Source organism: Natronobacterium texcoconense (assembly GCF_900104065.1).
In the GTDB taxonomy this organism is placed as follows: Archaea; Halobacteriota; Halobacteria; order Halobacteriales; family Natrialbaceae; genus Natronobacterium; species Natronobacterium texcoconense.
On record NZ_FNLC01000005.1, the window covers coordinates 95,330 to 110,427 of the forward strand.

A 15,098-nucleotide genomic window follows, 5' to 3' on the forward strand; every position below is an offset into this window, starting at 1 on the left:
TTCTACAACTAGTTTCCAACTAGTTCCATACTCGTTTCTCGAAACGTTCATTGACTTTTCCGGTCGACACGTCGGTATGATCGAGCCCACTCGCGCTACCGTCCTCGGAGTGGCGATTCTAGTAGTGACACTCGTCGGGACGGGGACGGCACTTACAATCGCCAGTTCGAGTGGGGATAGCACCGAGATTTCGGTCACGAATGAGAACGTGTCGCTGTCCCAGGACGGAGAATCGTACACCGTCAGTGACGATTTGTCGAACGTAACGACCGTAGAAATCGCCGAGACCGATGGCGAGTATACGATCACGACCGAAAAGCGAGAACCGATACGCGACGACGACCGCGACCGAGCAATCGAAACCGCAACGAGCAACGATACTGTCCAACAGTATCTTCACGAACGCGACGACTACGAGATTTCCGTCTCACCGGTCGAACGGGTACAGCTCTCCCTGAACGAGACCGGCGACGCCGAGAGGATCGATTTCGAGGTGACAGAATCCAACGATTCGATCGTCGTCACTCGAGACGGTTCGTATCGGACCGACAGAGCAATCGTCGAAATCCGTGACGCCGACGAAGGGACTCCCGTGTACGCCGTCCGAGTCGACCTCGAAGACGGGACGATCGTTTCGATTCACGACGTGTAGCCGGAACATGAACCGGCTGGAAACCGGGCATAACTCCAATATTGGCCTCGTCCCGAGTTTCCGGGAGGCTCGCGAAGTGACCTCAGTACAACGGACTCGTTATCGAATCCCGGTCACGTACGTCTGCTCGTGATCGGGGAAGAAGTCCCGAACTGCCTCGCGGCCCTCCTCTTCGACGATAATTGCGCGCAGTTCGGCCTCGTAGTCGGCCCGCTCGATCTCCTCGCTGGGACCGACAGTCACCTCGAGGTTGGCGTCGACCAGCCGATCGACCGCGTTCCGGCCGAATCCAGAGAGCGGAGCGATGTAGTCGACCCCGTGTCGGTCCTCGAGGCTCTGGGCCTGTGCCCTCGAGACCGTCGGGACGCGGTCGTCGCGTCGGGTGCCATCCGCGATGGCGTCGAAACCGGCGGCCGCGAGTTCCTCGAGGGCGTGCTGGTGGACGTGCTGGATGCCGTTTCTCGGGAAGCCGTCCTCCCGGATGCGGTCGGCTGCTTCGTAGGCGACGTCAGGGTCGAGTTCCAGGCGCTCGAACTCGAACCCGAGGTCGCCGGCCGTCTCGCGGGCGTGCTTCCAGTCGTCGCTGAGTCCGAAGTGTGCGGTGGTCAGCGTCACGTCGTAGAACTCGTCGAGGAGAAGCGCCGCGAGCGTCGAATCTTTCCCGCCGCTGTAGAGTAGTCCCAGTTCCATTTACCGTCGCTGGATGTCGAAGCTCTTCGAATCCGGCTTCAGCTCCTTGAGGAGCTGTTTCATCTTGTCGTCGTCGATCTTGCCCTGGATGCGCCCGCTGCGGGCCAGCGAGATGACCTGCCGTTCGACCTGTTCGCCGAACTGGGGCTTGCTCATCTTGACCGTGTTGAGTCGCTTGCGGGCGTCGTCGGTCAGGTGCTGTCGGAGGACAGCCTTCTTCTGGGCTTCGGCCTGTTGCTGGGCGGCTTCCTGAGCCTCCGCATCCTGGCCGTCGGCGCGTTCCTGCAACTGTTCCATTTTCTTCTGTCGCAACTCCTCGAGTTTCTCCTCGTCCGGGCGTTCACTCATGAGTACTCGTGTATACTTTTGCAGCCGGGAAAATGATTACGGAGACGGCCGACAGACGCCACGCTCTCGGGGTCACGGGAGACTGCCGGAAGCAAAACCCGCTCTCTACGCGTAGCGTTCGAGTTCCGGTCGGTCGAGTTCCTCGAGCACGTTCCCGGCGGTGTCGTCCAGCAGACTCTGACCGTCGGCGGTGATGCGTCGTCCTTCACCTTCTGCGGTCTCGACGAGGTCTTCTTCCTCGAGCTGCTGGAGGATGGTCCGGATCATGTTCTTGGAGCCGTCCGTCCGGTGGGCGGGCGCGACACGGTAGCGGGTGGAGCCGCCCTTTGCGCCGCCGTACTCGGTCGACAGTCGTTCGACGCCGATGGGACCGCGGTCGGCGACCTTGCGCAGGAGACTCGCGGCACGGACTGCCCAGAAGTCCTCCTGTTCGGGTGGGAGTTCGCGGTCGGGGCCGGTCTTGGCGAACTGCGCCCAGTCGGGTTCGTCGAGCCGTTCCTCGAGGTCCTCGGCGAGCGCCTCGATGAGGTCGTCCGCCGGAACGTCGTACATCGTAGCCATTGGCGTTGGGTTCCCTTCGGCGGCATTTAAGACCATCGTATCCGATCCGCGTCTCGGCACGTCCCGGACCGTTTTTCGCGCTCGAGTCGAAACGAGGGGTATGGACGAACGCGGGGCACTGGCGCTTCTGGATAGCGAACTCGAGGCCGTCGGTGACGACGCCGCCGTAATAGACGGCCTCGTCGTGACGACCGACATGCTCCACGACCGGACGGACTTTCCCGACGGGACGACCCGGTACACGGCGGGCTGGCGATCGGTCGGGGCGTCGCTGTCGGACGTCGCGGCGATGGGTGCCGAGGCGACGGCCGCGGTCGCCGCCTACGCCGCTCCTGCGTTCGACGAGGCGGAACTGCTCGCGTTCGTTCGTGGCGCGAGCGATGTCTGTGCGGCCGTCGATGCTCAGTACGTCGGCGGCGATCTGGACGAACACCAGGAGTTTACCGTCGCGACGACGGCGATCGGTCGTACGGACGCTCCGGTCCCGCGCAGCGGCGCACGCCCCGGTGATCGGGTTTGCGTGACGGGGACCCTCGGTCGAACTGCGGCGGCACTCGAGTTGTTCGAACGCGCTGCTTCGGCGGACGGACAGGAGGCGACCCAACTCCAAGAACGCGCCAACGACCTCTTCCAGTTTTCTCCACGCGTCGCGGCCGGCCGTGCGCTCGCTCCCCACGCGACCGCGATGATGGACTCGAGTGACGGGCTCGCCCGGTCGCTCCACCAGCTTGCAGAATCGAGCGACTGCGGGTTCGCGCTCGACTCCGAGCGGGTTCCGATCGACGACGCCGTCCTCGAGGTCGCAGCCGACGACGCGGAGGCGCTCGAACTCGCGACGACGTTCGGCGAGGACTTCGAACTCGTCGCGACCGTCCCCGAGGAATCGATCGAGGCCGTTCGCGACGCGACGAACGTCTCGATTTCGGTGATCGGTACCGTTCTCGAGCGCGACGACGGAATTACGCTCGATGGCGAGTCGCTCGCCGATAGCGGCTACACCCACGGCTGACTACTGGATGACCACGATCGGGACCTGCATGAAACAGAGCATCCCGAGTCCGAAGGTGACGATTCCGAGGACGAATCGACCCCAGTCGAGCGACTCGTCCTCGATCGGCCGTGCCGGGCCGACGGATGCGAGTACCGCGGTGAACAGTCCCCAGATACCCCAGATGAGCACGGAGTTGATCCCGTAACCGGCCACGTAGTAGAGGTAGGCGGCGAGACCGAACAGGGCACCGGGGACGAGCGCGGCGATCGTCTCCTGGGTGTTGCCGGCCATCGCCCGCAGGATGTGACCACCGTCGAGCTGGCCGACCGGAATCAGGTTGAGGAAGGTGACGAACATGCCGACCCAGCCGCCGATGACTACCGGGTTCACCGCAGTTGCCGGATCGTCACGGTACAGCGGCTGATCGAACGCCGACGCGAGCATCTCGAGCAGCGGCGGATACCCCAGTTGAATCTGGGCTTCGGCGTTCTGGACGATCGTTTCCGGTGCAGTGACCGGTGGGAGGTGGAGGCCGACGACCGTAACGACGACCGTGGCGGCGAGGCCCGCGAGCGGGCCGGCGACGCCGATGTCGAAGAGCGCCTTGCGGTTGGGCATGTGGCCTTTCATCTTGATCACCGCACCCATCGTCCCGATCAGCGTCGGGATCGGAATGAAGTACGGGAGTGAGGCGTCGACCTGGTGGTACCGACTCATGACGTAGTGTCCCATCTCGTGGACGCCGAGAACGCCCAGGATAGCCACCGTGAACGGCCAGGCACGCCAGATCTCTTCCGGATTCGAAAACGGGTCGATGTAGTACCACATCGATCCGGCAAACAGCGTCGAAACGACCGTCAGCCCGAGCAACAGGATGTTCGTCCACGGGATTCCGTCGATGCCGACGCTCGTGGGTTCGGCGACGAGGACGTACTCCCCGTGGCGCGTCCCGACCTCGAGGTCGTACCCGTCCTCGCGGAAGACGGGCCACAGTTCCCGGAGTATCTGTTCGGGCTGGACGAGCGGATCGCCGTAGTAGACGAGCGTCTCACCTTCGACCTGGCGCTCGTAGACGGCAAACACCGACTCGATCCGCTCGAGGGATGGCCCTGCTTCGAGATCGGAATCCGTTATAGAAGACGTTTCGAACCCGGGCCGGTCGACGTCGTCCATCGTCCGTGATTACCGACGGCCGGGTATAAATCGACTGCTGTCGGTGTTGCTGGCTGCAAAAAGGCACGAGTGAGCAGGAATTTCGTACCGGTAGCGTCAGCATACACCGGTAGGAAGCCCCTGTCGGAGTTCGGGCGGCAGTTGGGGACTGTGTGGGTCGTTCAGGGCGTTCGGGGACGGACGCTATCAGGCGGGTTCGACGCGCCACGTCGTGGCGCTCGTGTACGACCACTTCTCGATCTCGAGGTCGGTCGCCGAGTCGGAGAGTTTGACCATCAGCGCACCGATCTCCTTGGGGGAGAGATCGACGTCGTCGGCGATAAACTTCCCTTTGAAGTACATCTCTCCGTCCTCGGCGCGTTCGCGAAGGTAGCGTTTCAGGCGGCGTTCCTTGGTTTCCGTGGAGGGTTGTGATGTCGTGCTCATCGACATCAGCGGCTTGTGGTGGGGATATGTTATAAAGGCAGGACGATTAGTAGCATTTCGCCCGTGTTCAGCGATTTCGGCGATAATGGAGCTTTTATTCGGGTTTACGAAATGTTTTATTCGCCCTTTAGATCCTTCGAGACGTTTTAAAACCAGATCTAAATCATTATCTCGGGAGAAATAGCCACGACTAATTAATTGTTCTATTCTCACTACTATAAGATAATTCTATGAGAAAGCTCTCGGACGAAACTCGGTCAGGGCCGGTCGTGGACCCAGAACTCGTCTTCGACCGTCACTTCCTTCTTGAACAGCGGCACCTCGTCTTTTAGCCGGTTGATACCGTCTTCGACCGTCCGAAACGCCTCTTCTCGGTGTCCAGCGAGGACGACGACGAAGACGATGTCCTCACCGTCCTCGACGACGCCCGTGCGGTGGTAGAGTTCGACCTCGAGAACACCCTCACGGTCCTCGAGTTCTGTCTCGATGGTCGCCATCCGCTCGTCGGCGACGCCCTCGTACTTTTCGAACTCGAGGTACTCCGTGCGGGCGTCGTCCTCGCCGTCTTTCGCCCGGACGCGGCCGGTAAAGGTCGCAATCGCGCCCGACCGGTCGGCCTTCGGCGAGCGTTTGACGCGGTCGACGAGCGACTCGAGCGTTTCGTAGGGTTCGGTCGCCTCGAGGGTGTCGACGAGATCTCGTTCGGTCTCGTCGACGGCGAGTTCGCCGGGCGATTCGACGGCCGCGAGCAGCGAGTCGTCGTCTGGGAGGTCTGCAGCCTTCGAGCCGACGGCGATCGAGGGATAGCGCAGTTCCGAGACGCCGACGACGACGGCGTACTCACAGGTGACCGCGAGCCGGTCGAGCGCGTCCCCGACGTTCATCCCCGTCCCCGTCGCCGTCCAGTCGCCGTCGGCCCCGAGGTCGTAGGTGACGTCGCCGCCGAGTGCGATCGACTCGCGAGGATAGGGAGCGTGAGTTCCGTCGGCGATCGTCGCGTCGTATCTGACGACCCCGACGCGTCCCGCTCGAGAGAGGCGGTCGACGACCCGATCGACGACCCGCTCGACGGCGTCGTCGCTCGCGTCGTGGTCGGTAACACCGAGTACGTGCATGCTGCCTGAACAATGGTGAGGACGGGGTTTGTAGCTATCGCCGCCGGGACGAGACGGCCTACTGCAAGCCGCTGTCGGCACGGCCGTCGATCGTCTCGACCGTGCCGACGAATCGTACAGCAACCTTTCCGAAACGATCCTCGACCGTTTTGTCGTTCGTCGTCGGACGTTCACATATGGCACGCGAGTTCCGGATCGGTTTCACCGGTGACGTCATGCTCGGTCGGCTGGTCGACGAGCGACACCAGGGTCGATCGCCCGACGCGGTGTGGGGAACCGTCCTCGAGCGCCTTCAGGACCTCGACGCGCTCGTGATCAACCTCGAGTGCTGTCTCTCGACGCGCGGACGGAAGTGGCGACGGACGAATCGTCCCTTCCACTTCCGTGCCGACCCCGACTGGGCGATTCCGGCGCTCGAGGAGGCCGGCGTCGACGTCTGCGCGCTGGCGAACAACCACGTGCTGGACTACGAGGAGGTCGCGCTGCGGGACACGCTCGAGCATCTCGACGGGGCGGGGATCGAACACACGGGTGCTGGCGAGACGGTCGACGAGGCGCTCGAGCCAGCGGTTCGTTCGGTCGACGGGCTCGAGGTTGCGGTCGTCTCGCTGACGGACAATACGCGGGAGTACGCGGCCGACGAGGAGTCGCCGGGGACCGCCTGGATCAAGATAGACGTAGAGGATGACCGGACGATCGAACGAACGCGCGAGGCCCTCGAGCGCGCCCAGGCGACCGATCCCGACCTGCTCGTCGCTTCGTTACACTGGGGGCCGAACATGGTCGAGGAGCCGCCCGACTCGTTCCGCGAGTTCGGTCGCTGGCTGGTCGAGGAGGGGGTCGACGTCGTTCACGGCCACAGCGCCCACGTCTTCCAGGGGATCGAAGTCCACGAGGGGCGTTCGATACTCTACGACGCGGGCGACTTCGTCGACGACTACCGGGTCGATCCGGAGCTACGAAACGACCGGAGTTTCCTGTTCGTCCTGACGGTCTCGCCGGACGGAACGCCTCGAGAGCTACGACTCCACCCGACCGAAATCGAGAACTGTGTCGTCCACGAGGCAGGTTCCGACGCCGCCGAGTGGTCCCGCGAGCGGATGCGAGAGCTATCCGAACCGTTCGGAACCGAGTTCAACCGTGAAAAAGAGACGCTGGTGCTGTCGCTCGAGCGAGCGTAACATCGTGTGGATCCGACACGCTCGCCCGTCAGTTGGCAACCCTTAAGATTGCAACCCGGCTACACCGGGATAGTATGAAAGTGGTCGTTTCTATCGGCGGGAGCGTACTCGTGCCCGAACCGGGCGCGGATCGGGTGGCCGAACACGCTGCCGTCATCGAGGACCTCGTAGAGGACGGCTGTCGGGTCGGCGCCGTCGTCGGCGGGGGTGGCGTCGCACGCGAGTACATCGGAGCAGCCCGTGATCTCGGGGCAAACGAGATCGAACTCGATCAGTTGGGGATCGACGTCACGCGGCTCAACGCTCGCCTGCTCATCGCGGCACTAGGCGAGGACGCCGTCACCGCGCCCGCGGAGGACTACGACGAGGCCGGCGAGTCGCTTCGCCGCGGCGACGTCTCGGTCATGGGTGGGGTCGCACCGGCCCAGACGACCGACGCCGTCGGCGCCGCGCTCGCGGAGTACATCGACGCCGACCTGCTCGTCTACGCGACGAGCGTCCCCGGCGTCTACAGCGACGACCCCAACGAGTCCGACGACGCCACGAAGTACGAAGAACTCTCGGCGAGCGACCTCGTCGACGCCATCGCCGGCCTCGAGATGAACGCTGGCGCGTCCGCACCCGTCGACCTGCTCGCCGCGAAGATCATCGAGCGCTCGGGGATGCGAACGATCGTCCTCGACGGTACCGACCCCGACCGGATCGCCCGCGCAGTTCGCCACGGCGATCACGAGGGAACCGACGTGATTCCGGACGGCGTCGGCGAGGAGCCGACTTACTGGGCCGGAGACGAAGACGATCTCGAGGAATGACCGACGACGACCACGCCACGGACGCGGCGATCAGCCCGTACACTCTCCAGCGCGACGACCTCGAGACACGACACGCGTTCTGGGCGGATACGGTCGCAGACCACATCGAATCCCGCGACCCCGAGGAGCCGATCGTCATCAAGGGCGGCATCTCTCCCTCCGGCGTTCCCCACCTCGGCAACGTCAACGAAATCATGCGCGGTTACTTCGTCGCCGAGGTCCTTCGAGAACGCGGCCACGAGGTCCGCCAGGTGTTCACCGCAGACGACCGCGACCCGCTTCGCGGGCTTCCACGGACCCTCTGTGACCTCGAAGGGAACCTCGTCGACCTGGGCGAAGTCGACGCTGGTGCGCTCGGCCGGAATCTCGGCGCGCCGTACACCGACATTCCGGATCCCTTCGGCTGCTGTAACTCCTACGGCGACCACTTCTCGCAGATCATCGCCGACAGCGCCGACGCCGTCGACGTCCCGATCGACCTGCTCTCGAACACCGAACTGTACGAAAACGGCGACCTGGAGGACGTTACCCGGTTCGTCCTCGAGCACCGGGATCGAGCACGCGAGGTCCTCTCGAAGTACCAGGACAAGGTGGACGCGAACGGGGACTACGTCCCCTTCAACCCGATCTGCGAGGAGTGTGGGAAGGTTACGGAGACGGTCACGAGCGTGGACCTCAAGGGCGACGAGCCCACAGTCGACTACGAGTGCACCGACATGGACGCCGGCGATCAGACGATCGACGGCTGCGGCCACGAGGGGACCGCCACGCTCCGCGAGGGCAAGATGCCCTGGCGGTTCGAGTGGCCCGCCCAGTGGAAAGAACTCGGCGTCGACTTCGAGCCGTTCGGGAAGGACCACGCCGAAGGATCGTGGCCCAGCGGCGAGGACGTCTCGCGCAACGTCTTCGAGACTGAGCCACCCGTCCCGATGGTCTACGAGTGGTTCACGCTCGAGGGCGAGCCGTTCTCCTCTTCGAAGGGCAACGTCATCCTCGTCTCGGACGTCCTCGAGTTGCTCGAGCCCGAGGTCCTGCGGTACTTCTTCGCGAAAGACCCCTCGAAGGCTCGTGACTTCAGCATCGAACGCCTCGACCAGCTAGTCGACGAGTTCGACCGCCTCGAGCGGATCTACTTCGGCGAGGTCGAAGCCGACGAGGACGAGCAGGCGTTTGCCGAACGCGTCATCCCGCTCGTAGTGGAGGAACCGCGAGAGGAGCGCGTTCGCCTCCCCTACACCTTCGCTGCGGTACTCGGAATGTTCGACGACCCCGACCTGCGCGAGGACGTCGCTCGCAAGGAAGGTCACATCCCCGACGATGCGCCCGAGTGGGCCGTCGAGGGCGCGCTTGCCCGCGTCGAACGCGCACGCAACTGGGCGCGACGCACGGGCAACGAGTTCGACTACGAACTCAAGCGCAGCGAGATTCCCGACCACGAGTTCGACACAGCGACGGAGGACGCACTCGAGGAACTGGCTGACTTCGTCGAGGCGGGCCACGGCCCCGAGGAGATCCAGGGCGAGATCTACGAGACGGCAAAGCGCCACGACGTCGACGTCGGCGAGTTCTTCTCGGCGGGCTACCGCCTGTTCTTCGACGAGGACCAGGGGCCGAAACTCGGTCCGTTCCTCGCGAAGGTCGACCGGGAGTTCGTCGTCGCCCGACTGCGCCGCGAACGGTAGCCCAACAAAAGCCATTTGAGAACGCCCCCCTTCAGGTAGCATAATGGATTACGGTCTCGTTGCTGCCATCTCACCGCCCGAACTCTTCGGTTCGGAACTCCTGACGTGGGTCGTCGTCGGCCTGGCTCTCTACTGGGGCGCGATCATCGCGCTCAAGCAGGCCGATCTGCTCCCCGACTTCGTCGGCACGCAAGGGCCCATTCTGACCTTCCACACCACGCGCGGCCGCGAGTTTCTCGACTGGCTCTCTGGGCCGAAACGATTCTGGCGAGCCTGGGCCAATATCGGCATCGGCATCTCGCTGGTCGTGATGGTCGCGATGTTCGGCTTCCTCCTACTTGCGGCCATCAGCGCACTCTCTGCACCACAGCCGACGTCAGTCCAGCAACCGCGAAACGTCCTCGTCATTCCCGGCGTCAACGACTTCCTGCCGCTGTCGGCCACGCCCGGCATCGTCTTCGGCCTCCTCGTCGGACTGGTCGTCCACGAAGGTGGCCACGGCCTGCTCTGTCGGGTCGAAGATATCAACATCGAGTCGATGGGGATCGCGATGCTCGCGATCATCCCGTTCGGCGCGTTCGTCGAACCCGACCAGAAAAGCAGCAAGGACGCCTCGAGAGGCGGACAAACGCGGATGTTCGCCGCTGGCGTCACGAACAACTTCGCGATCACGCTCGTGGCCTTCGCCCTGCTCTTCGGCCCGATTGCGGGTTCGATCGCCGTCGCACCCGGTGCCGCCGTCGGCGGCGTCGAGCCAGGGACACCTGCAGCGGAGGCGGGCATCGAACCCGGCGACCGCATCACCGCGGTCGAAGGAGTCGCCGTCGAGAACAACGAGGAACTCGCCGAACGGATCGAGGCGACCGATAGTGACCGCGTCTCGGTCGAGTTAAACGGCGAACGAACGGTCGACGCCGAACGATCCTTGCTCGTCAGCACAGCCATCGAGACCGACGCGATCGACCTCGAGGCCGGCGATGCGATCGCCGCCGTCGAAGGGCAAGAGGTCGCGACCGAAGGCGAGTTGATCGAAGCGGTCGGCGACGAGGAAATCGCAACGCTCGAGGTCGATACAGGCAACGACGGCGAGACCGACGAACGCGAGATACCGATCGGTGTGCTCGTCGGAATCGCCGACGACGGACCGCTCGCCAACGCCGGTGCGCCGGGCGGCGAGCAGTTCATCATCACCGAGTTCGACGGGGAGCGAGTCCACTCACAGGAGATCCTGAACGAGCGACTCGCAACGACCCATCCCGGCGACGAGGCCACCGTCGCGGGATATCTCGACGGCGACCGCGTCGAGTACGAGGTGACCCTCGGCGATCGGAGCCAGGTGACCGGCGGCGGAACCGTCGGCTTCCACGCCCTACAGGGCGTCTCCGGCTTCTCGGCCGAACCGCTCGGCGTCCAGCTCTATCCGGCCGAAGAGTACCTGGCAGTCCTCGGCGGGGACGGCGAGAGTAGCTTCGGTGCGTTCGCCGACAGCTTCCTCGGCAAAATCGGTATCGCGATTCTGTTACCGATCATCGGCGTCATCGGCCAGCTTCCGTTCAACTTCGCCGGCTTCACGGGTGGTATCGAGAACTTCTATCAGGTCCAGGGAGCACTCGCTTCCGTCGGCGACTCGACGGTGTTTATCCTGGCGAACCTGCTGTTCTGGACCGGCTGGATCAACGTCCAGCTCGGCTTCTTCAACTGCATCCCGGCGTTCCCACTCGACGGTGGACACATTCTCCGGACCAGTACGGAAGCGGTCGTCTCCCGACTGCCAATCGAGAGCACTCGTCGGATGGTCCGAATGGTGACGACTTCCGTCGGGCTGACCATGCTGTTTAGCTTCCTCGTGATGCTGTTCGCACCGGGACTGCTCGCTGGGTAGGACTCCGCTCGTTCGAAATCGGTCCGAACGAAATCTGTACGGGATTATTACCGGTGGTTTCTCGTCGCCACCGAACGAATCGTGATCCACGACGCTCCAACGGGACCCCGGTCGGGCGGACGACTGTAACTGCTCGATACCGGGGCTGTGGAAACGAAGGTGGCTGGCTAACTAAGGAACGAGAGATACGTAGCTAGACGACCGGATGTCCGCTGCCAATCCAACGACGGTCGGGATCCTGACGGAGTCGTTTCTCTACGAGTGGCAAGTCCGTGCGATAGAACGATTGCGTGACGAACCGGGGGTCGAACTCTCGCTCGTCGTCCAGAACGCCGGGAACGAAGACCACGAAGCCGAGTCGTGGAACTCGAAGGACCGAATTACACTCGAGGACGTCCTCGAGTTTTTCGACGTGTTCCGGCAGGAACGAGCCTGGACGTTCGTTCTCGCCGAACGAACCATCGGTAGACTGCTCGGAGACGAACAACCGCTCTGGCACCGTCACTCGACCGAGAACGTCGATGCGCTGGCCAACGTCGACCACCTCGAGTGTGAACCACGGACGGAAGACGGCTGGAACGAACTTCCCGACGACGTCGTCGACGAACTCGCCGACCGCTGTGACGTCGTCGTCCGATTCGGCTTCGGTCTCGTTCGCGGTGACGTCCTGACGGCACCGAAACACGGCGTCATTAGCTTCCATCCCGCGGACATCCGCAAGTATCGAGGGATGGGGCCGCCGGCGATCTTCCACGACGGGCAGGATCGGGCTGGCTCGACGCTCCAGCGGTTAGACGAATCGATCGATGGCGGCGAAATCGTTACTTACGACGAGGTGTCACTCGAGGGGTGTTACACGCTCTGGGACGTGTTCGATCGGCTCGCAACGGTACAGATTCGGCTCCTGACCGAGGGAGTCACCAGACTGGGGGATCCGACGTTCGAACCCGAGTCCGTCCCCGACGAACGACTCGGTGACTTCTACTACCGGGACCAGCGTCGATCGGTGCCGTTCGCGGCGCGAGTCCTCTCGAAAAATCTCACGGGGCGTGTCCGGAAGCGACTCGAGCGCCAGGAGGCGACCGACGAGCGAGTCAGTCCCGACGGACAGATAGAGCGGGAGAAGACGGTCGAGTCCGGGGACTGACGTCGGCGTATCGGGTCACCCGGTTTACTGTAAGTCATTCGGCACAGCCGCGACTCGAGCGACGGTTGCGCCGAGACATCGGTACAGCAATCCGATTAGTCCTCGCGGTCGATCCCGTGTCGCTCGTAGAACTCCTCGGGTCTGTCCTCGATCCGTTCGAACTCCGTATCGAAGTAGTGTTCGTGGTGACGGACGACCTGTTCGACGACCCAGCTACTGAACTCCTCGTCGAACCGCCACTCGCCCTCGAGTTCGGGAATCTCGAACCGCTCGTCGGTCGAGAACGCCGCGTACACGTGGAAGAATCCAAGGATGACGTCGGCGAAGTCCCGTCCTTTCTCCGCGCTCTCTTCCCTGCGCTCCTCGAGTTCTTCGCGGCCGTCGTCGGTGAGTTCGAAGTACTTCCGATCGGGTTCGTCCTCCCGCTCGATCCGTTCGGCCCACCCTTTCTCCTCGAACTTGTAGAGGATCGGGTACACCGAACCGTAGGACGGTTCCCAGTGACCGCCGCTGATCTCCTTGATCTCCTTGAGTATCTCGTACCCGTACCTGGGTTTCTCCTCGAGTAACTCGAGCACGAGGTAGGCGATGAGTCCTTTCGGCGGCCCACTTTTCCGCATATAACCCGTGATTCAAACGGACGTACGTAAAGGGTTTCGGTCACCAGCAACCCGTCCAGTTGATCGAAACTGGGAACGAAGCAGTCCCTTCTTATCGGTCGCTTCCCAACTCCCGCTATGGAACGACGGACACCACCGCGTACCAAGGAGGGCTGGTACATCCTGCACGACTTCCGGACCGTCGACTGGGACGCGTGGCGAGACGCTCCCGATCACGTCCGCGAGCGCGCACTCGAGGAGGGCAAAGAGTTCCTCGCCGACTGCGAGCACGTCGCCGACGCCGAGGAGGGTGACTCCGCGACGTTCGCCATGCTCGGTCACGAGACGGATCTGCTCTTCATGCACATTCGACCGACGATGGCCGACGTCGAACAGCTCGGCCGCCAGTTCGATCAGACGGCGTTCGCCGAGTTCACCGAACGCGCCGACTCGTACGTCTCGGTCGCCGAGGTGTCGGACTACGTGACCGACGCCTACTTCGAGGAAGACGAGGAGGTCGAGAGCACGGGTCTCTCGCGCTATCTCGAGCAGAAACTCTACCCGCAGATTCCGGACGCCGAGTACGTCAACTTCTACCCGATGGAGAAACGGCGCGATCCGGAGTACAACTGGTACGACCTGCCGTTCGAGGACCGATCGGAGCACATGAGCTCTCACGGCGACATCGGCCGCAGCTACGGCGGCAAGGTCAGCCAGATCACCGCCGGCAGCATCGGGTTCGACGACTCCGAGTGGAGCGTCTCGCTGTTCGCCGACGACCCCGCGAACATCAAGAACCTGCTCGCCGAGATGCGCTTCGACCCCTCGACGTCGAAGTACGCCGAGTTCGGCCGGTTCTACGTCGGCCGCCGGTTCGAACCCCACGACCTGGACGCCTACATGGCCGGCGAGACCGTCCCGGCGGAAGACGACGCGAGCGGTCACCCACACGGCGAGGCTCACTCCGGAAGCGAAGGTGGCCACCCACACGGCGGCGACGCCGGCAGCCCGCCGGGTAGCGACGAGGACGACGTCCGCGACGAACTCGAGGAAATCGGCGTCTACGCCGGCCAGCCCCACGGCGAGGACGTCTACGCGGTCGTGCTCTACTCCGAAGCCGACGCCGACGAACTGTTCGAGGAGGTCGACGGCCTCCGGACGAACTTCGACCACTACGACACCCACGTGAAGACGGCGGTGTACGAATCCGAATCCGGTGACGAGGACGCCGAGTCGGCCGTCGTCAGCCTCTGGGAGACCGAAAGCGCCGCGGACACGGCCGCCGGCTTCCTCGCGGACCTCCCCGAAGTCGTGCGGCAGGCAGGCGATGACGAGGACGACTCCTGGGGGACGATGGGGATGTTCTACACCGTCGAACCCGAACACCGCGAAGACTTCGTCGGGACGTTCGGCGACGTCGCCGGGATTCTCGCCGATATGGACGGCCACCGCAAGACCGACCTGCTGGCCAACCGCGAAGACGAGAACGACATGTTCATCGCCAGCCGCTGGGACTCCCGCGAAGACGCCATGCAGTTCTTCCGCAGCGACGAGTTCTCCGAGACGGTCGACTACGGCCGCGACATCCTCGCCGACCGGCCACGACACGTCTTCCTGGCCTGAACAGCCGATCTATTTTCTCGAGTCAGATTCTGCCGGACTCCGACAGTTCGTCGTAGAAGAAGTACCCCGCAACGCCCGCGAGTCCGAGTGCGAGCGTGATGTAGGGCCAGTTGCCGGCGTCTTCGTCCGTCAGGAACGCGTGAGCGGTGACGAAGATGGCGAACCCGACGTGCGCTACCAGCGTCGCGAGGAAGAACGCAGCGAGATCCATAATCG

At 63.6% G+C, this 15,098-nt stretch carries 16 protein-coding genes; 8 read left to right on the forward strand and 8 right to left on the reverse strand.

All coding sequences use genetic code 11. The features are described from left to right. Positions 1-76: 76 nt before the first annotated feature. On the forward strand, positions 77-652 hold the full coding sequence (locus BLR35_RS17715) for a hypothetical protein (protein WP_090385007.1): 576 nt from the start codon (positions 77-79) through the stop codon (positions 650-652). A gap of 99 nt (positions 653-751) precedes the next feature. On the opposite strand, the gene BLR35_RS17720 is transcribed toward BLR35_RS17715, so the two are convergent. The 3 genes from BLR35_RS17720 to BLR35_RS17730 all read right to left on the reverse strand — a co-directional run bounded on the left by BLR35_RS17720 (position 752) and on the right by BLR35_RS17730 (position 2,251). After that, positions 752-1,342 carry a DUF7411 family protein gene (locus BLR35_RS17720; RefSeq protein WP_090385009.1) on the reverse strand — a complete coding sequence of 197 codons (591 nt, stop codon included), beginning with the start codon at positions 1,340-1,342 and terminating at the stop codon, positions 752-754. Next, positions 1,343-1,690 carry a DNA-binding protein gene (locus tag BLR35_RS17725; RefSeq protein WP_090385011.1) on the reverse strand — a complete coding sequence of 116 codons (348 nt, stop codon included), beginning with the start codon at positions 1,688-1,690 and terminating at the stop codon, positions 1,343-1,345. It lies immediately after the preceding gene. 105 nt (positions 1,691-1,795) lie between these two features. Continuing rightward, entirely contained in the window at positions 1,796-2,251 is a 456-nt protein-coding gene (locus BLR35_RS17730; protein ID WP_090385014.1) for a 30S ribosomal protein S19e, read from the reverse strand. Positions 2,252-2,351: 100 nt separating this feature from the next. Here BLR35_RS17730 and thiL point away from each other — a divergent pair, with 100 nt between their 5' ends. Beyond that, positions 2,352-3,260, forward strand: a complete 909-nt coding sequence (thiL, locus tag BLR35_RS17735) for a thiamine-phosphate kinase (RefSeq protein WP_090385016.1) — start codon at positions 2,352-2,354, stop codon at positions 3,258-3,260. Here the strand turns inward: thiL and BLR35_RS17740 are convergent, their stop codons facing one another. The 3 genes from BLR35_RS17740 to BLR35_RS17750 all read right to left on the reverse strand — a co-directional run bounded on the left by BLR35_RS17740 (position 3,261) and on the right by BLR35_RS17750 (position 5,956). Beyond that, entirely contained in the window at positions 3,261-4,415 is a 1,155-nt protein-coding gene (locus BLR35_RS17740; protein ID WP_090385018.1) for a site-2 protease family protein, read from the reverse strand. It lies immediately after the preceding gene. A 186-nt stretch (positions 4,416-4,601) separates the two neighbouring features. Beyond that, a complete protein-coding gene (locus BLR35_RS17745) occupies positions 4,602-4,847 on the reverse strand; it encodes a DUF7123 family protein (protein ID WP_090385021.1) in 246 nt (81 codons plus the stop codon). Between the two features lie 251 nt (positions 4,848-5,098). After that, positions 5,099-5,956 carry a molybdopterin synthase gene (locus BLR35_RS17750; RefSeq protein WP_090385023.1) on the reverse strand — a complete coding sequence of 286 codons (858 nt, stop codon included), beginning with the start codon at positions 5,954-5,956 and terminating at the stop codon, positions 5,099-5,101. A 176-nt stretch (positions 5,957-6,132) separates the two neighbouring features. Between BLR35_RS17750 and BLR35_RS17755 the strand changes: the two genes are divergently transcribed. From BLR35_RS17755 to BLR35_RS17775, 5 genes are all read left to right on the forward strand, one after another. After that, the gene (locus BLR35_RS17755; RefSeq protein ID WP_090385025.1) at positions 6,133-7,137 is read left to right on the forward strand and encodes a CapA family protein; all 1,005 of its coding nucleotides are present in this window, start codon (positions 6,133-6,135) and stop codon (positions 7,135-7,137) included. Between the two features lie 74 nt (positions 7,138-7,211). Continuing rightward, positions 7,212-7,949, forward strand: coding sequence for a UMP kinase (pyrH, locus tag BLR35_RS17760; protein ID WP_090385028.1), 738 nt, complete (start codon positions 7,212-7,214; stop codon positions 7,947-7,949). After that, on the forward strand, positions 7,946-9,631 hold the full coding sequence (lysS, locus tag BLR35_RS17765) for a lysine--tRNA ligase (protein WP_090385030.1): 1,686 nt from the start codon (positions 7,946-7,948) through the stop codon (positions 9,629-9,631). Before pyrH ends, lysS begins: the two co-directional genes overlap by 4 nt. A 43-nt stretch (positions 9,632-9,674) precedes the next feature. Continuing rightward, complete coding sequence (locus tag BLR35_RS17770; protein WP_090385032.1) at positions 9,675-11,513, forward strand: site-2 protease family protein; 1,839 nt, start codon at positions 9,675-9,677, stop codon at positions 11,511-11,513. Positions 11,514-11,718: 205 nt separating this feature from the next. Next, on the forward strand, positions 11,719-12,660 hold the full coding sequence (locus tag BLR35_RS17775; RefSeq protein ID WP_090385035.1) for a formyltransferase family protein: 942 nt from the start codon (positions 11,719-11,721) through the stop codon (positions 12,658-12,660). Positions 12,661-12,755: 95 nt separating this feature from the next. Here the strand turns inward: BLR35_RS17775 and BLR35_RS17780 are convergent, their stop codons facing one another. Continuing rightward, positions 12,756-13,280, reverse strand: coding sequence for a PadR family transcriptional regulator (locus tag BLR35_RS17780; protein ID WP_090385038.1), 525 nt, complete (start codon positions 13,278-13,280; stop codon positions 12,756-12,758). 117 nt (positions 13,281-13,397) lie between these two features. Here BLR35_RS17780 and BLR35_RS17785 point away from each other — a divergent pair, with 117 nt between their 5' ends. After that, the gene (locus BLR35_RS17785) at positions 13,398-14,882 is read left to right on the forward strand and encodes a heme-binding protein (protein WP_090385042.1); all 1,485 of its coding nucleotides are present in this window, start codon (positions 13,398-13,400) and stop codon (positions 14,880-14,882) included. Positions 14,883-14,904: 22 nt separating this feature from the next. Here BLR35_RS17785 and BLR35_RS17790 read toward each other — a convergent pair whose 3' ends face one another. Next, on the reverse strand, positions 14,905-15,093 hold the full coding sequence (locus BLR35_RS17790; RefSeq protein WP_090385044.1) for a hypothetical protein: 189 nt from the start codon (positions 15,091-15,093) through the stop codon (positions 14,905-14,907). Positions 15,094-15,098 lie beyond the last annotated feature (5 nt).